Here is a 21,507-nt window from a genome sequence, read left to right as displayed (position 1 = left end):
GCGGCCACGGCGCTGCTCGGGGTGCTCGCGGTGGGAGCCCCGATGCTCCAGACTGCGGCGCAGCCGCTCCAGCAGGCCACGACGGCCGCGCGACCGGCGGCCACGCAGCCTGCCACCATGGGGTCTGCCCCCGCGAAGCCGACCCCCAAGCTGCCCGAACGCTTCACCGCTCCCGACGGCACCGAGTACAGGCTCGTCGCCGACTCCCGGATCATGCTGGCGGGCGGCACCAAGGCCACGGTCACCGTCCCGGTCACGGGCAAGCCGCTGGCCATGGGAGCGGTCTGCACGGGCAGTGACGACAGCGGCCCGAGGGTGTCCACCGGCGAGAGGATGTTCCCGCCCGCCGCCTTCACGGTGTGCTCCAGGCACCTGGCTCTGCAGCCACTGGTTGTGCCCAAGGGCGCCAAGCAGGTCACGGTCACAGTCGACGACACCACAAGGGGCAGGGGCTGCGTGTGGGACAAGGCCCGCAACACCTGTGAGCCGCAGCAGCCCAAGCGCGGCACCTGGTTCCTGGCCGCGTACGAGTGGATGCCGCCGGCCAAGCCGGTCGATCCCGGGGAGCCGAAGCCGTTCCCCGCGAAGGTGTCCGGCTGGAAGCTCGCCGAGACGAAGACGGGCACCTTCCCCCAGGACGCCACGGCCACGTTCCACCTCGAAGGCGGTCACAGCTACGGCCTCGACCAGCTCTGCACCGGGGACTTGGCGAGCAGCCTGCGGTTCAGCTACCTGGGCGCCATCACCGGCGTGGTCGGCAGCTGCGGCGTATGGGAGTCCGGCCCGTGGCCCTATGCGATGAACGAGGTCCGCGTGCCCAAGGGGCAGCGCCTCAGGGTCTCGATCAGGCTGAGCATGCCGGGCGAGGTCGGCAACCGTCCGGTGCGGTGGTCGGTGGGCCTCTTTCGCAAGTAGGAAATCTCTACGGCCTGTCCGTGTTGCACACAGGTGTGACAAGGCTTTCGATTCTCGACCGGTCTCTCGTCCGCCAGGGGCATGACGCGGCGGCGGCGCTGCGCGACACCGTGCGGTTCGCGCGGCAGGCGGAGGCGCTCGGGTACCACCGTTTCTGGGTGTCGGAGCATCACAGCGTGCCGGGTGTGGCGGGGTCGGCGCCGACCGTGCTGGCGGCGGCCGTCGCCGCCGCCACCGCGCGGATCCGGGTGGGCACGGGCGGGGTGATGCTGCCGAACCACCGCCCGCTGGTGGTGGCCGAGCAGTTCGGCGTGCTGGAGTCGCTGCATCCCGGACGCGTCGACATGGGCCTGGGACGTTCGGTGGGCTTCACCGGCGGCATCCGCAGGGCGCTCGGCCACGGCAAGGACGACGCCGACGACTTCGGCGACCGGCTCGACGAGCTGCTCGGCTTCTTCACGGGCGACCAGACGGCGTATCCGGGCGTGCACGCGCTGCCCGCCGAGGGGCTGCGTCCCCAGGTGTTCGTGCTGGCCATGGGTGCGGGCGCGGACATCGCCGCCGCGCACGGCCTGCCGATGGTGATCGGGATGGGCTCGCGCGCGCACGAGGCGATCTCCCGCTACCGTGCGGGGTTCAGGGCGTCGTCCTGGGCGGCCGAGCCGTACGTGATGGTGGCGGTGAACATCGCGGCCGGCGAGACGGGCGCGGAGGCGGAGCTGTTGCAGCTGCCCGAGGCGTGGGCCACCGCGCACGCGCGGACGCGCGGCGTCTTCCCGCCGCTGCTGCCCCCGCAGGAGGTCCTGGCGCTGGAGATGACCGAGCGGGAGCGCGCCCTGTTCGAGGAGGCGCGCAAGGGCCAGATCCACGGCACCGGGCCGGAGGTGGCGGTGGCGCTCGGCTCGCTCATCGAGTCCACCGGCGCGGACGAGGTGCTGGTCACGATGAACACCTACGACCTGGACCAGCGGCTGGACTCCTACCGGCGGCTAGCGGCAGCCCTATGAGCACCAATTTCGCGGTGTTTTGTTGGCAATTGAATCACTTGCGCGCTTGTTCGAAACCCCGATAGTCACGGCATGTCACCCCTACCAACCCGGGCAACACCCACCAGAAGGGGGTTCCATGGCGCGCAACCGACTCATCGGGCTCGCAGCCACTCTGCTGTTCCTGCCGCTGTTATCGGCGTTACCGGCGACAGCCGCAGCCGATCCCCAGCAGCCGCCTCCCAGCGACGTCAGGGAGCTGTCCCGCAAGGACTTCAAGCTGGACGGTAAGCCGGTCAAGGTGCCGGCCAAGTACGAGGCCAGGGCGAAGGCCAAGGCGCAGGCCGCTGACACGCCGCCCGTGGGAACGGTCCGGCAGTGGCTGGGCCTCGACGACTTCAACGGCACCCTGTACCGCAAGGACTACACGCTGCGCGGCGTGGGGAACAACATCGAGGTCTGGGTCGCCAACGACCTGTCCTTCCCCGCCGGTGACTGCCGGGCCCAGGTGCCGACGTCGACGCAGATCACCGACGCCCAGGTGGCGAACCTGGTGACCCAGTTCGACACCAACATGTACCCGAAGGAGACGGCCGCCTTCAGCACGCCGCCCGACCGCGACGGCACCAACGCCGTCCTCGGCCCGGACGCCAACGGCAAGGGCGGCGACTACACGGGCGCGGGCAACCGGACGGTCACCCTGGTCGACAACGTCAGGGACGACAACTACTACACCTTCCCCGCCGCTCCGACGTACATCGCGGGCTTCTTCTCCGCGCAGTTCAACGAGCTGCTCGACCGCAACGTGATGACGATCGACGCCTTCGACTGGCTGCACAGAACCGGCCCGAACCCGCCGGACGACCCGACGTCGGACCTGTGCACGTCGCGGAGCGCCAGGCCGAACCTGTACGAGGGCACCTTCTCGCACGAGTGGCAGCACCTGGCCCACTACTACACCGACCCGCTGGAGACCACCTGGGTGAACGAGGGCCTGTCGGACTTCGCGCAGACCCTCACCGGCTACGTCAACGCCAAGGCCACGGTCTTCGACAAGGGCGCCGACGGCCACATCTACTGCTTCCAGGGCTTCGGCACCGTCCAGACGCCGTACAACACCAACCCGCGCGACTGCGGCGGCCCGGAGAACTCGCTCAACCTGTGGGGTGAGGGCGGCAACGGCAGCGCGGTGCTGGCGGACTACGGAAACACCTACTCGTTCATGCTGTTCCTGTACGACAGGTACGGCTCGGCGTTCATGTCCAAGCTGCACCGCGACGGCGAGCTGCAGGGTCTGGCGAGCCTGAAGGCGGCCCTAGCCGCGCAGGGCGTCAAGAACATGTACCAGGTCATCCACGACTTCCAGAGCGCGACCCTGGTGGACAAGGTCGTCGGGGAGTCGAACAGGGGCGTCATCGTGGGCGTCCCGAAGAAGCGGGTGACGACGGCGAGCCTGCGCTCGACCGTCAACCTGGCGAACCCGCGCGCCTACGCCACTCCCGGCGCGGCGCCGAACGGCGCCGACTACGTGCCGCTGCAGAAGTCCGACGGGACGTTCCTGCGCGGTCACGAGCTGCGCTCGCTGTCGTTCGACGGCTCCAAGACGCTGCCGCCGACCCCGCTGGCCTGGACCGTCGTCTCCGACGACCCCGACCGCTCCGGCAACCCGGTGCTGTGGTCGGGCAACGCCAGCAACCTGAACGCGGCCGCTGTCACCAAGCTGACGGTCCCGTCCGCCGACCCGACGCTGCGCTTCCTGGCCAAGTACGGCGCGGAGTCCGGATTCGACTACGGCTACGTGATCGTCTCCACGGACGGCGGCAAGACCTACACCGCCATCGCCGGTGACAAGACGGTGGCAGGCCCGCTCGGCCCCGGCGTCAACGGCACGACCACCGGTTTCGAGCCGCACTCCTACAGCCTGTCGGCCTACGCGGGCAAGGAGATCCTCCTCGGCTTCCGCTACGTCAGCGACGGCGGGGTCAACGAGGGCGGTTGGAAGATCGACGATGTCACGGTCGGCGGCACGGCGGTCAGCGACGGCTCCAGCCTCGACCCGTTCGACTCGCCGAGCGAGGTCTTCCCGACTCCGGTCGAGAACTGGAACGTCCGGCTGATCGGCCTGGACGACAAGCACCAGGTGGCGTTGCAGGCCGAGTTCGACGGCAAGAGCTCCGTCAGCCTGAGCCGCCTCCAGCTCGCCCCGTTCGCGCTATTCCCGACGGTGGTCGCGGTGGTGGCCTACGACGAGTCGACGGAGCAGGTAACCCAGTACGCCCCGTACACGCTGAAGGTCAACGGCGTCACCCAGCCGGGTGGCGGCCCGCAGACCTGACGCGGATCCGCTGAGGGCGCCCGCCGCACGGCGGCGGGCGCCCGTCCGGTCGCTGGTGACGTACGATCACCGAACAACATTCTGCTCATGTGAGGGATCGGTATGACGACTCGCCAGCACGCCATCGGCGACCTGCTGCGGCGCTCGGCCGCGCGCCACCCCGGCAAGACCGCCATCGTGTTCGGCGAGCTGCGCCAGAGCTACGCCGACCTGGACGCGACGGTGAACCGCACCGCCAACGCGCTGGCCGCGCGGGGCGTGCGCAAGGGCGACAGGTTCGCCGTGTTCAGCCACAACAACCACGCCTTCGTGGTGGCGTACTTCGCGCTGGCCCGGCTGGGCGCGATCTCCGTGCCGATCAACTTCATGCTCGGGGCCGACGAGGTCGCCTACATCCTGGACCATTCCGGCGCCACCGGGATGCTGGTGGAGGAGGCGCTGCTGCCGGTCGCCGCGCGGGCAGCCGGGGAGCGGATCGCCGTTCGGGGCGTGATCGGGCAGGGCGACGGGTGGGAGCCGGTCACCGCGTGGATGGCGCATCCCGACGACTCCGAGCCGCGGGTGGAGGTCGCCGACGACGACCCGATCCAGCTCATGTACACCAGCGGCACGGAGTCGCGGCCCAAGGGCGCCACGCTGGCGAGCCGGGGCCTGATCGCCCAGTACGTGTCCTGCGTGATCGACGGCGAGATGAGCGCGGACGACGTGGAGGTGCACGCGCTGCCGCTCTACCACTGCGCGCAGCTGCACTGCTTCCTCACGCCCGGCGTCTACCTCGGGGCCACCAACGTGATCCTGCCCGGCGCCGACCCGGCGGCGATCCTCGCCACGATCGAGACCGAGGGCGCGACCAAGCTGTTCTGCCCGCCGACCGTCTGGATCGGCCTGCTGCGCCACCCCGACTTCGACCGCCGCGACCTGTCGTCGCTGCGCAAGGGCTACTACGGGGCCTCGATCATGCCGGTGGAGGTGCTGAAGGAGATCGCCCAGCGGCTGCCGGACGTGCGGCTGTTCAACTTCTACGGCCAGACCGAGATGGCGCCCGTGGCCACCGTCCTGGGCCCTGACGAGCAGCTCACCAGGCTCGGCTCGGCCGGGCGTGCGGCGCTGAACGTCGAGACCAGGATCGTCGACGCCGACGACCGGCCGGTGCCGCCCGGGGTGGTGGGCGAGATCGTGCACCGCAGCCCGCACGCCATGCTCGGCTACTGGAACGACCCCGACAGGACGGCCGAGGCGCTCCGCGGCGGCTGGTTCCACAGCGGCGACCTCGGCGTGCTGGACGCCGACGGCTACCTGTCGGTCGTCGACAGGAAGAAGGACATGATCAAGTCCGGTGGCGAGAACGTGGCGAGCCGGGAGGTCGAGGAGGCCATCTACCAGCACCCCGCGGTGGCCGAGGCGGCGGTGTTCGGGGTGCCGGACCCGCGGTGGATCGAGGCGGTGACGGCCGCCGTCGTGCTGCGCGCGGGCGCGGGCCTGACCGCCGACGAGCTGGTCGCCTTCCTGCGGGAACGGCTCGCGCCCTTCAAGACGCCCAAGCGGGTCGTGTTCGTGGAGTCGCTGCCCAAGAACGCCAGCGGCAAGGTCCTCAAGCGGGAGCTGCGCGACGCCTTCTGACGCCGGACCCGCTGCAGCGTGGCCGCGCGGCCCTCAGTTCCTTGCGTCGCTCACCGGAAGGGCACGCGCGGCGCGTTCCCGGCGAGGACGTCGTCGTCCGGGGCCGGGTACGCCCTTGAGCTCGACCTGCCTGAGGGCTCGGCGGCGATCGGCTGCTAGGGTGTGTCACGAGTGATCAGCTAAAGGGAGATACCAGACGTGGTGGGTGACGACGACATCTCCGGGTGATACCGGGAGTGTTCGGCCACCGGCAGGCGCGCAGGAGCGCCGCCGTGGCCATGTCGGCGTTTCTTGAATCCCCTTTCTCTCCTTGGGCGGCCCCGGCACGCCCCGATCACCACGAGGTCACTCGCATGTCCGACGCGTTCATCGTCTGCTCCAACCTGTCCTTCTCCTGGCCGGACGACACCCCGGTCTTCCAGGACCTGTCCTTCACCGTGGGCGCCGGCCGCACGGGCCTGGTCGCGCCGAACGGCGCCGGCAAGAGCACCCTGCTCAAGCTGATCGCCGGCGAGTACCGGCCCAGCGGCGGCAGCGTGTCCGTCGAAGGGGTGCTCGGCTACCTCCCGCAGAGCCTGCCCCTCGCCGGTGACCTGACCGTCGCCGAGGTCCTGGGGATCGCCCCGGTGATCAGGGCTCTGGACGCCATCGAGTCCGGCGACGCGAGCGAGGAGCACTTCGCCACGATCGGCGACGACTGGGACATCGAGGAGCGCACCCGCGCCCAGCTGGACCGGCTCGGCCTCGGCGACGTCGAGCTCGCCCGGCACCTGCGCACCCTCAGCGGCGGCCAGGTCGTCTCCCTCGGGCTGGCGGCGCAGCTGCTGAAGCGGCCCGACGTCCTGCTGCTCGACGAGCCGACCAACAACCTCGACCTCGACGCGCGCCGCAAGCTCTACGACGTGCTCGCCGACTGGAACGGCTGCCTGCTGCTGGTCAGCCACGACCGGGCGCTGCTCGACCGTATGGACCGGATCGCCGAGATCGAGCGGGGCGAGATCAGGTTCTACGGCGGGAACTTCACCGCCTACGAGGAGGCGGTGCGGGCCGAGCAGGAGGTCGCCGAGAAGAACATCCGCAGCGCCGAGCAGGAGCTCAAACGCGAGAAGCGGGAGATGCAGCAGGCCCGCGAGCGGGCCGAGCGGCGGGCGAGCAACGCCGCCCGCAATCTGAAGAACGCGGGCCTGCCGCGGATCTTCGCCGGGAACATGAAGCGGGGCGCCGAGGAGTCGGCGGGCAGGGCGGGCCAGACGCACGCCGCGCGGGTCAGCGATGCCAGGGCCCGGCTCGACGAGGCCGGGCGTGCCCTGCGCGACGACCAGAAGATCGCGCTGGAACTGCCCGGAACCCACGTCCCCGCCGGACGCACGGTCTTCCTCGGCGAGCGGATGCAGGTCCACCACGGTGAGCGGGCCCTGTTCGCCGGGGAGGGCGTCGAGCTGACCATCCGCGGCCCCGAGCGGATCGCGCTGACCGGCCCGAACGGCGCGGGCAAGTCCACCCTGCTGCGCCTGCTCAACGGCGACCTGGAGCCGGACGACGGCCGGATCAGGCGGGCCGACGGCCGAGTCGCCTACCTGTCGCAGCGGCTGGACCTGCTGGACCTCGACGGCACCGTCGCGGAGAACCTGGCCGCGTTCGCGCCCGGAATGCTGGAGGCGCAGCGGATGAACCTGCTCGCCCGCTTCCTGTTCCGGGGCTCGCGCGCGCACCTGCCGGTCGGGGTGCTGTCGGGCGGCGAGCGGCTGCGCGCCACCCTGGCCTGCGTCCTGTGCGCCGAACCGGCACCCCAGCTGCTGTTGCTGGACGAGCCGACCAACAACCTCGACCTGGTCAGCGTCGGCCAGCTGGAGAGCGCGCTCGCCGCCTACGAAGGCGCGTTCGTGGTGGTCAGCCACGACGAGCGGTTCCTCGCGGAGATCAACGTGGGCCGCTGGCTGCAGCTCTCCGAGGGCCGGTTGCTGGAGACGGGGCCCGAGGTCAGCCGCCTGCCTTGAGCCCTCAACCCCAGCCGTCGAGGGCGAACACGGCCCCGCGATGACACTGCGTGATGCCCGCGGCCGGATACGCCACCGTGTTCGGGGGAAGCGCGCCGGGGTCGGCCCACAGCAGCCCGGCGCACTTGTGCGGCTCCATGTTCACCGGCTCGCCCTCCCACCGGACGGCCTCGAAGAAGAACCCGACGCGGGCCTCACCGGAGGCGCCTCGATGGTGCATCACGTGCAGAAATCTGAGATCGGGGGGATCGACGGTCACCCCGACCTCCTCCCTGGCCTCCCGGATCACGGCGTCGACGACCGACTCGCCCTCCTCCAGGTGGCCACTCGGGAGGTTCAGGCCGCCGTCGGCGAATCCGGTGTTGGCCCGCTCGGCCAGCAGGATCAGGCCACCCCGGCGCAGCACGAGATGGACGTCGACGACGCTGCGATAACGCCGCTTCACCGGGCGAGCCCGTCGCGCCGCCGGTCGAGAGCCTGCACCCACTTGACGGCCACCGCGGCGACCTGCACCAGCTCGGCGCGCAGCAGCTCGGGATCGTCCTCCGCGAAGGCCTCCAGCACCTCCTCGTGCAGGATGTGCCGCCAGGTCAGCTCGCCCCTGGCCGCCGCCTCGCCCACCTCACGTCTGGCCTGCTCCGCCGCGTCGGCGCCGTCGCCTCCGGCCCAGGACGCGCCCGTGCCGTCGGGGACGTCCTGGATGCCCCATCGTCTGTCCTGCGCCCGTCGCTCCGCCGCCACCTCGGCCAGCGCGCCGGCCAGCGAGCCCGGCGCGCCCGCGTCACCGTCGTGTGTCACGATCCCCGAGTCTGCCCGACGCCTCCGACAGGATCGCGCATCCTGAAGCCCGGCCCCACGTCGGCCGCGCCCGAGCGGACGTGGTCGCGGAACGCCCGGACGGCGGGCGTCAGCCGCTCCCCCACGGGCCAGCTCAGCCCGATGGTCCGGAGCACGGGCGGCGACAGCGGGACCTCCGCCACCCCCGACGGCGGCGCGGGGCCGAAGCGCGGCAGCAGCGCCACGCCCAGCCCCGCCGCCACCAGCCCCCGGACGGTCTCCGACTCCTGCCCCTCGAACGCGATCCTGGGCTGGAACCCGGCCTCCGCGCACAGGTCGTCGGTGATCCGGCGCAGCCCGTACCCGTGCTCCAGCGTGACGAGCTCCTCGTCCGCGAGGTCGGCCGGCCGCACGTGCTCCCGCACGGCGAACGGATGGGAGCACGGGACCGACAGCACCAGCTCCTGGTCGGCGAGCGCGGCGCTGGCGAGGTCGGGGTCGTCGTCCGGCAGCGGCGCGACGAGCACCAGGTCGATCTCGCCGTCGCGCAGGCCGCGCAGCATGTCCTGCCGGGAGCCCTGCACCAGGCTGAAGCGGACGCGCGGGTTGCGCTCGCGGAAGCCCTTCACCAGCGACGGCACCAGCGAGCGGCCGAGCAGGTGCAGGAAGCCGAGGACGACGTGCCCGCTGCCGGGGTCGGCCTCCTCACGGACCTCCCGCACGGCGGCGGCCACGACGCCGAGCGCGCGGGCGGCCGAACCCGCCAGGGTCCGTCCGGCCCTGGTCAGCCTGATGCCGCGCCCGGCTGGGATGACGACGGGCGCGCCGACCAGCTCGGAGAGGGCGGCGAGCCGCCTGCTGACGGTGGGCTGCGGGATGCCGAGCAGCTCGGCGGCCCTGGTCACGTGCCCGGTCTCGCCGAGCGCGGCGAGCAGCGCCAGCGCTGGCGCGAGCCGGGCCGCCAACTCCAGATCCGCAGATTCATCCAGCATGGTATGAATTATCGCCCTTTTCAGCATTGGACGCATTTATTAGCTTTGCTTAGTTTTTTGGAGTGGTCCTCGAACTGAGCGCTCCCGTCAGCACCAGGCGGGTCGGCGCCGCCGTCGCCGCGGCGGGCGTCTCCTCCTTCGCCCTGCTGTACGCGCCCCAGCCGGTCCTCCCTCAGCTCGCGACGGCGTTCCACCTGGACCCCGGCGGCGCGTCCCTGGCGATCGGAGTGGCCACGACCGCGCTGGCCCTCGCGGTGCTGCCGCTGGCGGCGCTGTCGGAGCGGGTGGACAGGCGGCAGGTGATCGTCTGCTCGGTGATCGCCTCGGCGGTGCTCGGGCTGTTGCTGCCGCTCGCGCCGTCGTTCCCCGTGCTGCTGGTCATGCGGGCGCTGCAGGGCGTGGCGATCGCGGGCTTCCCCGGCGTCGCCGCCGCCTACCTGGCCGACCAGGTCGGCACGGCCAGGCTGCCGTCCGCCGTCGGCGTGATGATCGCGGGCAACTCGGTGGGCGGCATGCTCGGACGACTCGGCGCCGGATTCGCGGCCGGGCCGCTGGGCTGGCACGGCGCGCTGCTGGTCGTCGCGGGCGTCTCGCTGGTGTGCGCGGTGTTCGCCGCCGCCGTACTCCCCCCGTCGCGGCGGGCCCCGCACTCGGTCGACGACGGCGAGCAGACCCGGCTCGGGGCGCGGCTGCTCGCGCCGTACACGGTGGCGGTGCTGGGGATGGGGGCGTTCGTCGCGCTCTACAACGCGGCGGGCTTCCGGCTGGCCGCGCCGCCGATCGGCCTCGCGCCCGCGGCGGCGTCCCTCGTGTTCCTCTCCTACGCCATGGGGACCGTCTCCTCGGCCGCGGCGGGACGCCTGGTGCGCAGGCTCGGACAGTCGGCGGCCCTCGTGACGTCGCTCGCCGCGACGGCCGCCGGCGCCGCGCTGACGGTCTCGGACGCGCTGCCGCTGATGGCGCTCGGCTTCGCCGTCCTGACCGCCGGGTTCTTCGCCGCACACGCGATCGCGAACGCGTGGGTCGCGGCCGAGGCCCCGCCACGGGCGCGCGGCAGGGCGTCCGGGCTCTACACGCTCTGCTACTACCTCGGCAGCGGCGCCGGAGGGACCGTGGGCAGCGCGGTCTACGGACGGTTCGGGTGGGGCTGGCTGATCGTCCTAACGGTGGGCTGGCTCCTGGTGGGCGTGGCAGCGGTCCTGACGGCGGCCAGACGACCGGTCAACTGACAGGCGGCCGGTCAGGCCACGCGCCGCCGGGACGCTGACGCGCGGAGGCCCCGTGACGCGCTCGTCACGGGGCCTCCGTCATCCGTCATCCGCTGGGCGGTTCTACCGCCACTGGCTCGGGACGATCGGGCTGGCGGCCATCGCCATGCAGTGGGCGTTGGGGTACTCATGGTCGAAGTACACCGACTGGTCGTGGAAGTAGCCGCGGATCTCGACGTGACGCGGGCTCCACAGCTTGACGCAGGGACGTCCCGGCTCCCTGATCGCGTCGAGGTCTCCGTTGAGGTCGCGGAGGTTCGCGCAGGCGTCTCGTGGCGTGGGGTGGCTGCCGCCGTCGGGGCCGCACGTGAGGACGTAGTACTCCGAGGTGCCGCGCTGGATGTCGCTGACCGTGATCCTGAGCTCGCCTTCGAGGCCACCGGCCTGCGCCGGGGCCGCGACACCGAGCGTGGCCGCCGCCAGGACGGCGGCGGTGACGGCGGCTGGACGGGCGAGAGAACGGAGAATGGACAAGGAAGACCCCCTTCAACCTTGGATACGCAGCGTGACGCTATCATCACCGTGCGCCCTCATCGTGGATCTTCTGACCCGCGATTCCGGACAGAGCCCCTGACGTCCCCGGAACGCCGCACGGAGCGAATCGCCCCTGAACAGCCCGGCCCGCCGTTTCCTCCGCCACGCGACCCCCGAGAGGAGCGCCAAGCGATATTTCCTACCGAATAGATAGCTATATTGGTGCGGTGACCATCGACCAGCACGGACTGGCCATGAGTGGCGCGAGCCGTGCCGCCGTCCGCCATTACGACCAGGCGATCGACGAGCTGCTCCACTTCCGCGTCGAGGTCGACGCCGAGTCGGCGGCCGCGCTGGCCGACTCGCCGGACTTCCCGATGGGCCAGGTGCTGGCCGCCTACCTGGGGCTGCTCACCACCGAGGCGGACGACGCGCGCGCCGCCCGGCAGCGCTTCGCCGCCTGGCGTGCCAGGATCGACCACCTGTCACTGCTCCCCCGCGAGCGCGCGCATGTCGAGGCCGTCCAGGCGCTGCTCGACGGCGACTTCCTGACCTGCGGCACGCTGCTCGGCAGGATCACCGAGGAGCACCCTCGCGACGCGCTCGCCCTCGCCGCCGGCCACCAGGTGGACTTCTTCACCGGCGACGCGCGGTCGCTGCGCGACAGGATCGGCGGCGCGCTCAACGCCTGGCACGACGACGACAGGCACTTCGGCCACGTTCTCGGCATGTACGCGTTCGGGCTGGAGGAGGCGGGCCACTACGACAGATCGGAGGAGGTGGGGCTGCGCGCGGTCGAGCTGAACGCGCGCGACGTGTGGGGCATCCACGCGGTCGTGCACACCTACGAGATGCAGGGCAGGTTCGGTGACGGCGTCCGCTACCTGGACGCCAGACTTGACGACTGGTCCACCGGCACGTTCTTCAACGTGCACAACTGGTGGCACTACTCGCTGTACGCGCTGGAGTCGGGCGACGTCGCCAGGGCCCTGGCGATCTATGACGCGGTGCTGGCGGGCGGGCAGTCGTCCATGGAGCTGCTGGACGCCGCCGCGCTGCTGTGGCGGCTGCTCCTGGAGGGCTCGCCCGAGGAGGAGCGGTGGCGGGCGCTGGCCGACGCCTGGCCGGTCAGGGTGGCCGAGCCGTTCTACGCCTTCAACGACATGCACGCCGTCATGTCGTACGTGGGCGCGGGACGTTTCCAGGACGCCGAGGAGCTGATCCGAGGCCGGGAGGCGTACCTGGCGGAGCCGCGTCCGGGTGTCACCAACCAGGCCATGACGGCCAGGGTCGGGCTGCCGGTGTGCAGGGCGCTGGTGGCGTTCGGCAAGGCCGACTACGACGCCGTGGTGGACCTGCTCTACCCGATCAGACACCGCGTCAACGAGTTCGGCGGCAGCCACGCGCAGCGCGACGCCGTCCAGAAGACGCTGCTGGAGGCGGCGCTGCGCGGCGGGCGCCTCGAGCTGGCGCGGGTGCTGGTGAGCGAGCGGATCAACGTCCGGCCGTGCAGCCCGTTCAACTGGCTCAAGCAGGGCGCGCTGGCGGAGCGGCTCGGCGACCGCGCCGCGGCCGCGGCGGCCCGCCTCCGCGCGGAGGAACTGGCGCGGCGAGCCTGATCCCGCGCGGCGGGAGCCGAGGTGGCGGACCTGATCCGGATTCTGTCGGTGCCGGCGAGTAGGCTCTCCCCCCATGGATCGGCAACTCACCCTGATGGCGGTGCACGCCCACCCCGACGACGAGGTCATCAGCACCGGCGGCATCCTCGCGCGCTACTCCGACGAGGGCATCCGCACGGTTCTGGTGACCTGCACCAACGGCGAGCAGGGCGACGGCCCTGGCGGGGTCAAGCCCGGCGACCCCGGCCACGACGACGAGGCGGTGGCCCGCCAGCGCCTGGAGGAACTGCGCGAGTCGGTCGCCCACCTGGGCATCGACCACCTGGAGCTGCTCGGCTACCGCGACTCCGGCATGGACGGCTGGGAGGGGAACGAGCACGGCGCCGCGTTCGCCAACGTTCCGGTCGAGACGGCCGCCGCGAAGCTCGTCGCGCTGATGGAGCACTACCGGCCGGATGTCGTGGTCACCTACGACGAGACGGGCGGTGGCGGCTACGGCCACCCCGACCACGTCCAGGCGCACCGGGTGGCGGTCGCGGCGGCCGAGGCGTCCGGCATCCCGGCCAAGTTCTACTACACGGCCATCCCCCGCTCCGGTGTCAAGCAGATGTTCGAGGGCATGCGGGCCAGCGGCGTCGACTTCGGCGACTTCGAGCCGTCCGACGACTTCGGCACGCCCGACGAGCTGGTCACGTCCATGATCGACGTCTCGCCGTACGTGGAGCGCAAGCTGAAGGCGCTGCAGGCGCACGAGAGCCAGGGCGAGAACATCTTCCTGCTCCGCATGCCCGAGGAGGCCCAGCACCAGGTGTTCTCGCACGAGGCGTTCATCCGGGTGTCGTGCCGGGTCGAGGCGCCCGACCACGAGGACGACCTGTTCGCCGGCCTGCGCTGAGCGCTCGGCCCCGAGCCGGTTCCCGACCGGCGACGGGCCGCCCCGATCACGGTCTGAGCGGAGGCAGCTCGCCCGAGCCGCGCACGATCAGGCGCGTCGGCACCAGGGTCCGGCGTGCCTTCGAGCGGTCGCCGTCCAGGCGGGCCAGGACGAGGTCGGCCGCGGCGCCGCCGATCGCGGCGGGGTCCTGGGCGACGACGGTCAGCGGCGGGTCGAGCACCTCGGCCAGCGGCAGGTCGTCGTAGCCGACGACGGCCACGTCCTTGCGGCCCGCGCGGGCGAGCGCCACCACCACGCCCATGGAGGCGAGGTTGTTGGCGGCGAACAGCGCGGTCGGCGGGTCGTCGAGGGCCAGCAGGCGGAGCGTGGCGGCGCTGGCGGCGTCCTGGTCGTGGCCGCTCTCCACGAGCGCGCGGTCGAACGGGAGCCCGGATCGTTCCAGCGCGTCGCGGTAGCCCTGGAAGCGTTCGCGGCGGGTGTAGAGGGTGGCGGGCAGGTCACCGACGAAGCCGACCCTGCGGTGCCCGTGCCCGATCAGGTGGCCGACCCCGGCCGCGGCACCCTCGCGGTTGGCGCTGACCACGCAGTCGGCGGTCAGCCCCACGGCGGGCCGGTCGAGGAAGACGATCGGCAGGCCCGCCGCCCGCTCGCCGCGCAGGTGGCGGTGGTCGCCGGCCGCCGACGGCACCACCATGAGGGCGCTGACCCTGCGCGCCAGGAACGCGGCGATCAGCGACTGCTCCAGCTCGGCCGTCTCGCTGGACGAGCCGACGATCAGGGTCAGCCCGCGGGCCCTGACCGTGTTCTCGATGCCGCCCGCGAGCGTGCCGAAGAACGGGTTGCCCATCTCGGGGATGACCAGGCCGATCGCGGCGTCACGGGCCCCGACGCGCATGTTGCGGGCCATCAGGTTGGGCTGGTAGCCCAGCTTGCGTACCGCCTGCAGGACGCGTTCGCGCGTCTCCGCGGCGACGGGCCCTTCGTCGTTGAGCACCCGCGAGACGGTCTTGGCCGTGACCCCCACTTCACGGGCCACGTCTGCCATGGTGGGACGCCGCATTTCGACCATGCTAGTGGCTCGTCACGACAGGCCGATCGCCTCCGCCGCGCTCTTGTCGGCCACCACCGCCTTGCCGTCCGACACCTGGAGGGCGCCGGTCATGACGGCGACGACCTCGGCCATGCTGTGGTCGGCGGGCTTGACCTGGGCGACGCGGCGGCCGAGCCGCTGGACGTGGATGCGGTCGGCGATCTCGAACACGTGCGGCATGTTGTGGCTGATCAGCACGACGGGCAGGCCGCGGTCGCGGACCCGTCTGATCATGTCGAGCACCTGGCCGGACTCCTTGACGCCGAGCGCGGCGGTCGGCTCGTCCATGACGACCACGTGCGAGGCCCAGGCGACGGCTCTGGCCACGGCCACGCCCTGCCGCTGCCCGCCGGACAGCGACTCGACCGGCTGGGTGAGCGAGCGCAGGCCGATCTTCAGTGCGGCCATGTGCTCGGCGGACTCGGCGCGCATCCGCTTCTTGTCCAGCAGCCGGAAGATCGTGCCCAGCGGGCCGGGCTTGCGGATCTCCCTGCCGAGGAACATGTTGGTCGCGATGTCGAGCGAGGCGGCGACGGCCAGGTCCTGGTAGACGGTCTCGATGCCGTGCTTGCGCGCGTCCAGCGGGCTGCGCAGGCGGACGGGCTCGCCGCCGAGCATGATCTCGCCGGAGTCCGGCTGGATCGCGCCCGTCAGGGCCTTGATCAGGGTGGACTTGCCCGCGCCGTTGTCGCCGATGACGGCGAGCACCTCGCCGGGCATCAGGTCGAAGTCGGCGCCGTCGAGCGCGGTCACGTGGCCGTAGCGCTTGACCAGGCCGCGTGCTTGGAGGACGGGGGTCGTCATCGGTTCCTCCTGCGGGAGAGCTGGTCGACGGCGACGGCGAGGATCACCAGGATGCCGGTGATGAGCGTCTGGTAGATCGACGGGACGCCCATGAGTTGCAGGCCGTTGCGGAACACCCCGACGATGAGCGCGCCGATCAGCGTCCCGAGCACCAGGCCGCGCCCGCCGAACAGGCTGGTGCCGCCGAGCACGACGGCGGTGATGCTGTCGAGGTTGTCGGTCTGGCCCGCCTGCGGGTCGCCGACGCCGGTCCTGGAGACCAGCAGCAGGGCCGCGATGCCGTAGACGAGTCCGGCGAGGGTGTAGACGCCGATGGTCAGCCGCCGGGTGCGGATGCCGGTCAGCCGCGCCACCTCGGGGCTGTTGCCCAGCGCGTAGACGTGGCGTCCCCAGGCGGTCTGGCCGAGCAGGTAGGCGAAGAGCAGGAACAGCAGGATCGTCAGCAGCGAGCCGTAGGTGACGTTGGTCTGCCCGACCTGGAACGTCCGGCCCAGGAAGGTCAGCAGGTCCGGGAGCTGGGTGACGGTCTGCTCCTGCGAGTAGATGTGGGTCAGCGCGAACACCACGTTCAGCATGCCGAGCGTCACGATGAACGGCGGCAGCGAGATCCGCGTCACCAGCAGCCCGTTGACCAGCCCGAACGCGGCGCACACGGCGAGCCCGGCGGCGATCGCGAGCAGGGGCGGCAGCTCACCGGTCACGGCCAGCTTGGTCATCACGATGCCGCCGAACGCCATGATCGCGCCGTTGGACAGGTCGATGCCCGCCGTGAGGATGATCAGCGTCTGGCCGATGGCGAGCGTCCCGACGACCATGACCTGCTGGATGATCAGCGAGAAGTTGCCGCCGGAGAGGAACTGATCGGTCCTGAGGGCGAAGAACGCGCACGCCAGCACCAGCGCGATGAACGGGCCGGCGACGGGGGTGGTGAGGATCCGGCGCGGTAGTGCCGCTTCGATGACGGCCATCTCAGCCCCAGCAGTTGGCCAGGCCGAAGGCGGTGTCCTTGGCCTCGACGCCGGTGGCCGGCTCGTCGGTGACCAGCGTGACGCCGGTGTCGGTGTAGCCCGAGGCCTTCTTGCCGGTCTTGGCGAACTCTGCCACGGCCTTGACGCCGTCCTCGGCCATCTTCAGCGGGTACTGCTGCGAGGTGGCGGCGATCTGCCCGCTCTGCACCGCCTTGACGCCGGTGCATCCGCCGTCCACGGAGACGATCAGGGTGTCCTTCTCGCGGCCCTTGGCCTTCAGCGCGGTGTACGCGCCCAGGGCGGCGGGTTCGTTGATGGTGTAGACGAGGTTGATGTCGGGGGCCTTCTGCAGGCAGTTCTCCATCGCGGTCTGCCCCTTGGACTGGTCGCCGCGGGTGTCCTGGGAGCAGACGATGGACGGGTCGCCCTCGGCGATGCCGTACCCCTTGAGGAAGCCGTCGTGGCGCAGCTGCCCGACAGTGATGCCGGGGGCCAGGTCCAGGGTGGCGATCTTGGCGGGCTTGCCGGCCATCGCGGCCTTGGCGTACTGGCCGATGAGCTCGCCCGCCTTGAGGTTGTCGGTGGCGAACAGCGCGTCGGTGGCGTCCTGCGGGTCCGTGGGGGTGTCCAGGGCGATCACCATGACGCCCGCGTCCCTGGCCTTCTTGATCGCCGGGACGATCGCCTTGGTGTCGCTCGGCGTGATGAGGATGCCCTTCACTCCGGCGGCGACCATGTTCTCGATCGCGGTGATCTGGGCGGCGTTGTCGCCGTCGAACTTGCCGGCGGCGGTCATCAGCTCGGTGCCGGACGCCTGGGCCGCCTTCTGCGCGCCTTCCTTCATCTTCACGAAGAACGGGTTGGTCTCCGTCTTGGTGATCAGTCCGACTTTGGGGGTGGAGGACGTCTGCTGGCCGTTGCCGCCGCATCCGGTGGCGAGCAGCGCAGCGGCCAGCAAACCGGCCGAGATTCTTGCAATCATGGACGCTTCCTATCAGCGGAGATTCGATGTCATCGTTGACATATGTCATCGTTGACATCGGCCGTGTTGCGATGATGAACTCCGATTCGAGAAACGTCAATGCCTTCATGTCGTAACAAATGGGCAACGAGCCAGAGAGGCAGGGCCCGATGATCGCTGTCCTGGGCGAGTGCGTCGCGGACGCCTTCGCCGACCGGCGTCCCGGCGAGCTCACGGAGCTGGCGCTGCGGGTGCTGCCGGGGGGCGGTCCCGCGAACACGGCGGTGGCCCTGGCGCGCCTCGGCACCCCCACCCGGTTCCTCGGCCGCCTGTCGGGCGACGTCTTCGGCGACCTGTTCCGCGACCACCTCGTCTCCTCCGGCGTGGACCTGTCGGCGAGCGTGCGGGCGGCCGAGCCCAGCACGCTCGCGGTCGCGGCGCTGGACGGGCAGGGCCAGGCCGCCTACAGCTTCCACGCCGAGGGCACCGCCGACTGGCAGTGGTCCCCGGACGAGCTGACGGGGCTCGGCGGCGCGTCCTGCCTGCACACCGGCTCGCTGGCGCTGGTACGCGAGCCGGGGCGGGACGTGGTGGAGTCCTTCGCCGCGGCCGCGGCCGGGCAGGCGACGGTCTCGATCGACCCCAACGTCCGGCCCAGCCTGGCCGCGCGCGAGGCCTACCAGGTGACGCGCTGGTGCGGCATCGCCGACATCCTCAAGCTCAGCGAGGACGACCTGACCTTCCTCCTGCCGGGCGAGCCGATGGAGCGCGCCTGCGACACCTGGCACGCCGCCGGGGCCCGGCTGATCGTGGTCACCCGGGGCGCGTCCGGGGCCCTGGTCTCCCTGGAGGGGGCGCGGGCGACGGTCGGCGCGCCACGCGTGCGGGTGGTGGACACGGTCGGCGCGGGCGACGCGTTCACGGCCGGGCTGCTGCACCACCTGTCCGCGCGCGGCCTCCTGGGGGGACGCCTGGACGGGCTCGATCTTGACACGGCCACCGAGGCGGCGGCGTTCGCGGCCCAGGTGGCGGCCATGACCTGCGCGGTCGCCGGCGCCAACCCGCCCTGGGCGTACCAGCTCACCGACCTCGACGCCGACCACCTGGCGGACGGCGCGTGACGCCGGCGAGCAGGCGGCGGACCGGGCAAGCGCGATTAAAGGCGGGCGCAACCCCAGTGGCCCGATAATCAACTCAGTAACCGGCGCCACCAGGACAGGACACACACATGGGACGTTTATTGCGGATCTTCTCGCCCGCCGTGATCGGCCTGCTCGTCTCGGGTTTCACCACCGGGCCGCAGCAGGACCCGCTCACGTCCTTCTACAACCAGCGGCCCGCCTGGTCCGACTGCGGCGGCGGCTTCCAGTGCGCCAAGCTGAAGGTGCCGCTCGACTACGCGAAACCGGCGGGCGAGCGGATCGAGCTGGCCCTGATCCGCCTCCCCGCGACCGGCCAGCGGATCGGCTCGATCGTGCTCAACCCCGGCGGCCCCGGCGGGTCCGGCATCGACTACGCCAAGCAGGCCAAGACGCAGGTGTCGGCCGACGTCCGGGCCCGCTTCGACGTCGTCGGCTTCGACCCGCGCGGCGTCGGCAAGTCCACCCCCGTGCGCTGCCTGACCGGCCCGCAGACGGACGCCTACGTCGCCCTCGACCCGACGCCCGACTCCGCCGCCGAGACCAAGAAGCTCCAGGAGGCGTCGCGGGCCTACGCCAAGGGCTGCCAGGCCAGGTCGGGCAAGCTGCTCGCGCACGTCGGCACGGCCGACGCCGCCCGCGACATGGACGTCATGCGCGCCGCCCTCGGCGACAAGAAGCTCACCTACCTCGGCAAGTCGTACGGCACCTACTTGGGCGCCACCTACGCCGACCTGTTCCCCTCCAAGGTGCGCGCCCTCGTCCTCGACGGCGCCCTGGACCCCACGCTGACCATGGCCCAGATCAACTCCCACCAGTCGCGCGGCTTCGAGGTGGCCTTCACCGCGTTCCTGCGCGACTGCTTCGAGCAGAAGGACTGCCCCTTCCCCACGCACGAGGTCGGCGCGTCGTTCGCCAAGCTCGACGCGCTGTTCAAGCGGGCCGACTCGACCCCGCTGCGCAACAGCCGCGACGACAGGAAGCTCACCGAGGCGCTGGCCGTGACCGGCACGCTGATGCCGCTCTACCAGCGCGACGCCTGGCCGTACCTGCGGCGGGCGCTCACGGCGGCCTTCAAGGGCGACGGCACGATCCTGCTGGCCTTCGCCGACCTGTACTACGGGCGCGAGGCCGACGGCAGCTACAGCAACGAGAACGACGCGAACACCGCCATCAACTGCCGCGACCACGCCTACCCCGGCACGGCGGCCGGCTACGCCCGGATGACCCGCAAGAGCGTGTCGCTGGCGCCGCACTTCGGCCCCTACGTCTCGGGCGGCCCGACACCGTGCCTGTACTGGCCGGTCAAGAGCCTGGCGAGCGTCAAGCCGCTGCGTGCCAAGGGCGCGGCGCCGATCGTGGTGGTCGGCACCACGCGCGACCCGGCCACGCCGTACAAGTGGGCCCAGGCGATGGCGTCGCAGCTCTCCTCGGGCGTGCTGCTCAGCTTCGACGGCGACGGCCACACCGCGTACCGGTCGGGCTCGTCCTGCGTCGACGAGGCGATCGACCACTACCTGATCGACGGGGTACCGCCGAAGAACGGAACGACCTGCCCGAAGATCTGACACCGGAGGGCCGCGATCAGCGGCCCCTGGTGCCGCCGTCGCGGTGGGGGCGGTCGAGGACCGGCTGGACGAACCACGTCCACAGGGCGAGCAGGGCGATGGCGGCGGCGGTGGCGACCGCCACGGCGATGTGGAACAGGTAGTCCACCACCAGCATGGTCGCCGCCGTCATCGAGACGGCCAGCGCCAGCGCCCCCGCGATGCCGTACCGGTTCGACCGGAAGACCAGCGCCTCCTTGCGCCCCTGGCGGAACAGGATGCGGTGCTGCGCCGCCGGCGCGATGTAGCAGATGGACGCGACGGCGGCGCCGACCAGCGCCACGTAGAACAGTCTCCGGTCCCACACGCCCAGCTCGGGGAAGCCGTTGGAGAACGGCACGGTGAGCAGGAACGCGAACAGCACCTGGACCCCGGTGACGGCCACCCGCGCGCTCTGCAGCAGTTCCACGAAGTTGCGGTCGGCCCGCTCCTTCTCCGTCTCCTGCTCCACGCGCGTCGCCTCCCGCCCGAGATCAGCTCCTGAGACTACGTCTATCCAGGTGCCGGCTTTCAAACCTGGTGGACGCCGCCGCTCACCGTTCCAGCAGCTTGGCCGGCGTGATGGGCAGGTCGCGGACGCGGCGGCCGGTCGCGTGGTACACGGCGTTGCCGATGGCGGCGGCGGTACCGACGATGCCGATCTCGCCGATGCCCTTGGACCCCATGGGGTTGAGCCGCTCGTCGTGCTCGTCCAGCCAGACGGCCTCGATCCGCTCGACGTCCGCGCAGACCGGGATGTGGTACTGGGCGAGGTCGCGGTTGACGAAGCCGCCGAACCGCTCGTCGGTCACCGTCTGTTCCATGAGGGCCATGCCCAGGCCCATCGTCATGCCGCCGACGAACTGCGAGCGGGCCAGGTCGGCGTCCACGATGCGGCCGCAGGCGAAGACGCCGAGCAGGTGCGAGACGCGGACCTCGCCGGTGTCCTCGTCCACCCGGACCTCGGCGAACTGGGCGCCGAAGGATGGTGGCCGCCCAACGCGAGAATCCCGGCGCGGACATCCTCGGCATGCTGGTCCGCGAGCACGGTGAGGAGCTCAGCGACGACGACCTGATCGGC

19 protein-coding genes and 1 pseudogene are annotated in these 21,507 nt (G+C 71.4%); 10 read left to right on the top strand and 10 right to left on the bottom strand.

All coding sequences use genetic code 11. The features are described 5' to 3' along the window. From ABZ297_RS38880 to abc-f, 5 genes are all read left to right on the top strand, one after another. On the top strand, positions 1-915 hold a 915-nt coding region (locus ABZ297_RS38880), incomplete at its 5' end, for a hypothetical protein (protein WP_355356956.1). 35 nt (positions 916-950) lie between these two features. After that, positions 951-1,922 (top strand): LLM class flavin-dependent oxidoreductase, encoded by a 972-nt coding sequence (locus tag ABZ297_RS38875; protein ID WP_355356954.1) that lies wholly within the window; start codon positions 951-953, stop codon positions 1,920-1,922. 118 nt (positions 1,923-2,040) lie between these two features. Then, complete coding sequence (locus ABZ297_RS38870) at positions 2,041-4,236, top strand: choice-of-anchor J domain-containing protein (protein ID WP_355356952.1); 2,196 nt, start codon at positions 2,041-2,043, stop codon at positions 4,234-4,236. Between the two features lie 102 nt (positions 4,237-4,338). After that, complete coding sequence (locus tag ABZ297_RS38865; protein ID WP_355356950.1) at positions 4,339-5,856, top strand: acyl-CoA synthetase; 1,518 nt, start codon at positions 4,339-4,341, stop codon at positions 5,854-5,856. A gap of 353 nt (positions 5,857-6,209) precedes the next feature. Beyond that, positions 6,210-7,853, top strand: coding sequence for a ribosomal protection-like ABC-F family protein (abc-f, locus tag ABZ297_RS38860; RefSeq protein WP_355356948.1), 1,644 nt, complete (start codon positions 6,210-6,212; stop codon positions 7,851-7,853). A gap of 4 nt (positions 7,854-7,857) precedes the next feature. Here the strand turns inward: abc-f and ABZ297_RS38855 are convergent, their stop codons facing one another. From ABZ297_RS38855 to ABZ297_RS38845, 3 genes are read right to left on the bottom strand one after another with little or no spacing between them, the layout of a single operon-like run. Beyond that, positions 7,858-8,298 (bottom strand): NUDIX domain-containing protein, encoded by a 441-nt coding sequence (locus ABZ297_RS38855; RefSeq protein ID WP_355356946.1) that lies wholly within the window; start codon positions 8,296-8,298, stop codon positions 7,858-7,860. Then, positions 8,295-8,651 carry a hypothetical protein gene (locus ABZ297_RS38850; protein ID WP_355356944.1) on the bottom strand — a complete coding sequence of 119 codons (357 nt, stop codon included), beginning with the start codon at positions 8,649-8,651 and terminating at the stop codon, positions 8,295-8,297. The genes ABZ297_RS38855 and ABZ297_RS38850 overlap by 4 nt, the downstream gene beginning before the upstream one ends. Then, a complete protein-coding gene (locus ABZ297_RS38845) occupies positions 8,648-9,622 on the bottom strand; it encodes a LysR family transcriptional regulator (RefSeq protein ID WP_355356943.1) in 975 nt (324 codons plus the stop codon). The genes ABZ297_RS38850 and ABZ297_RS38845 overlap by 4 nt, the downstream gene beginning before the upstream one ends. Positions 9,623-9,684: 62 nt before the next feature. Here ABZ297_RS38845 and ABZ297_RS38840 point away from each other — a divergent pair, with 62 nt between their 5' ends. Then, the gene (locus ABZ297_RS38840; protein WP_355356941.1) at positions 9,685-10,851 is read left to right on the top strand and encodes an MFS transporter; all 1,167 of its coding nucleotides are present in this window, start codon (positions 9,685-9,687) and stop codon (positions 10,849-10,851) included. Positions 10,852-10,953: 102 nt separating this feature from the next. On the opposite strand, the gene ABZ297_RS38835 is transcribed toward ABZ297_RS38840, so the two are convergent. Continuing rightward, on the bottom strand, positions 10,954-11,364 hold the full coding sequence (locus ABZ297_RS38835; protein WP_355356939.1) for an SSI family serine proteinase inhibitor: 411 nt from the start codon (positions 11,362-11,364) through the stop codon (positions 10,954-10,956). Between the two features lie 227 nt (positions 11,365-11,591). Between ABZ297_RS38835 and ABZ297_RS38830 the strand changes: the two genes are divergently transcribed. Beyond that, a complete protein-coding gene (locus ABZ297_RS38830) occupies positions 11,592-12,983 on the top strand; it encodes a tetratricopeptide repeat protein (protein ID WP_355356937.1) in 1,392 nt (463 codons plus the stop codon). Positions 12,984-13,056: 73 nt separating this feature from the next. After that, the gene (locus ABZ297_RS38825; protein WP_355356935.1) at positions 13,057-13,878 is read left to right on the top strand and encodes a PIG-L family deacetylase; all 822 of its coding nucleotides are present in this window, start codon (positions 13,057-13,059) and stop codon (positions 13,876-13,878) included. Positions 13,879-13,924: 46 nt separating this feature from the next. Here ABZ297_RS38825 and ABZ297_RS38820 read toward each other — a convergent pair whose 3' ends face one another. Genes ABZ297_RS38820 through ABZ297_RS38805 form a run of 4 tightly spaced genes read right to left on the bottom strand, consistent with a single transcriptional unit; the run spans position 13,925 to position 17,722 of the window. Next, on the bottom strand, positions 13,925-14,923 hold the full coding sequence (locus tag ABZ297_RS38820; protein ID WP_355356958.1) for a LacI family DNA-binding transcriptional regulator: 999 nt from the start codon (positions 14,921-14,923) through the stop codon (positions 13,925-13,927). 36 nt (positions 14,924-14,959) lie between these two features. Continuing rightward, positions 14,960-15,772 carry an ATP-binding cassette domain-containing protein gene (locus tag ABZ297_RS38815; protein ID WP_355356933.1) on the bottom strand — a complete coding sequence of 271 codons (813 nt, stop codon included), beginning with the start codon at positions 15,770-15,772 and terminating at the stop codon, positions 14,960-14,962. Continuing rightward, complete coding sequence (locus ABZ297_RS38810) at positions 15,769-16,740, bottom strand: ABC transporter permease (RefSeq protein WP_355356931.1); 972 nt, start codon at positions 16,738-16,740, stop codon at positions 15,769-15,771. The genes ABZ297_RS38815 and ABZ297_RS38810 overlap by 4 nt, the downstream gene beginning before the upstream one ends. A 1-nt stretch (position 16,741) precedes the next feature. Beyond that, on the bottom strand, positions 16,742-17,722 hold the full coding sequence (locus ABZ297_RS38805; RefSeq protein WP_355356929.1) for a sugar ABC transporter substrate-binding protein: 981 nt from the start codon (positions 17,720-17,722) through the stop codon (positions 16,742-16,744). A 149-nt stretch (positions 17,723-17,871) separates the two neighbouring features. Between ABZ297_RS38805 and ABZ297_RS38800 the strand changes: the two genes are divergently transcribed. Both ABZ297_RS38800 and ABZ297_RS38795 read left to right on the top strand, forming a co-directional pair. Continuing rightward, positions 17,872-18,822 (top strand): carbohydrate kinase, encoded by a 951-nt coding sequence (locus ABZ297_RS38800; RefSeq protein ID WP_355356927.1) that lies wholly within the window; start codon positions 17,872-17,874, stop codon positions 18,820-18,822. Between the two features lie 107 nt (positions 18,823-18,929). Beyond that, positions 18,930-20,408, top strand: a complete 1,479-nt coding sequence (locus tag ABZ297_RS38795) for an alpha/beta hydrolase (protein ID WP_355356925.1) — start codon at positions 18,930-18,932, stop codon at positions 20,406-20,408. A 16-nt stretch (positions 20,409-20,424) separates the two neighbouring features. Here the strand turns inward: ABZ297_RS38795 and ABZ297_RS38790 are convergent, their stop codons facing one another. Further along, on the bottom strand, positions 20,425-20,898 hold the full coding sequence (locus tag ABZ297_RS38790; protein ID WP_355356923.1) for a DUF6328 family protein: 474 nt from the start codon (positions 20,896-20,898) through the stop codon (positions 20,425-20,427). An 82-nt stretch (positions 20,899-20,980) separates the two neighbouring features. Beyond that, a pseudogene (locus tag ABZ297_RS38785) lies at positions 20,981-21,412 on the bottom strand (molybdopterin cofactor-binding domain-containing protein); the annotation flags it as partial. Between the last annotated feature and the right edge of the window lie 95 nt (positions 21,413-21,507).

This window comes from Nonomuraea sp. NPDC005983 (assembly GCF_040614375.1).
Lineage (GTDB): Bacteria > Actinomycetota > Actinomycetes > Streptosporangiales > Streptosporangiaceae > Nonomuraea.
The sequence above is the reverse complement of the archived record's forward strand: the minus strand, read 5'-3'. Positions and strand labels throughout refer to the sequence as shown.

Excerpts from the sequence above, each read along its gene's own strand:
- ABZ297_RS38870 (WP_355356952.1), top strand. The coding sequence starts at position 2,041 with ATGGCGCGCAACCGACTCATCGGGCTCGCAGCCACTCTGCTGTTCCTG.
- ABZ297_RS38865 (WP_355356950.1), top strand. The coding sequence starts at position 4,339 with ATGACGACTCGCCAGCACGCCATCGGCGACCTGCTGCGGCGCTCGGCC.
- abc-f (WP_355356948.1), top strand. The coding sequence starts at position 6,210 with ATGTCCGACGCGTTCATCGTCTGCTCCAACCTGTCCTTCTCCTGGCCG.
- ABZ297_RS38845 (WP_355356943.1), bottom strand. The coding sequence starts at position 9,622 with ATGCTGGATGAATCTGCGGATCTGGAGTTGGCGGCCCGGCTCGCGCCA.
- ABZ297_RS38825 (WP_355356935.1), top strand. The coding sequence starts at position 13,057 with ATGGATCGGCAACTCACCCTGATGGCGGTGCACGCCCACCCCGACGAC.
- ABZ297_RS38820 (WP_355356958.1), bottom strand. The coding sequence starts at position 14,923 with ATGGCAGACGTGGCCCGTGAAGTGGGGGTCACGGCCAAGACCGTCTCG.
- ABZ297_RS38815 (WP_355356933.1), bottom strand. The coding sequence starts at position 15,772 with ATGACGACCCCCGTCCTCCAAGCACGCGGCCTGGTCAAGCGCTACGGC.
- ABZ297_RS38810 (WP_355356931.1), bottom strand. The coding sequence starts at position 16,740 with ATGGCCGTCATCGAAGCGGCACTACCGCGCCGGATCCTCACCACCCCC.
- ABZ297_RS38805 (WP_355356929.1), bottom strand. The coding sequence starts at position 17,722 with ATGATTGCAAGAATCTCGGCCGGTTTGCTGGCCGCTGCGCTGCTCGCC.
- ABZ297_RS38800 (WP_355356927.1), top strand. The coding sequence starts at position 17,872 with ATGATCGCTGTCCTGGGCGAGTGCGTCGCGGACGCCTTCGCCGACCGG.
- ABZ297_RS38795 (WP_355356925.1), top strand. The coding sequence starts at position 18,930 with ATGGGACGTTTATTGCGGATCTTCTCGCCCGCCGTGATCGGCCTGCTC.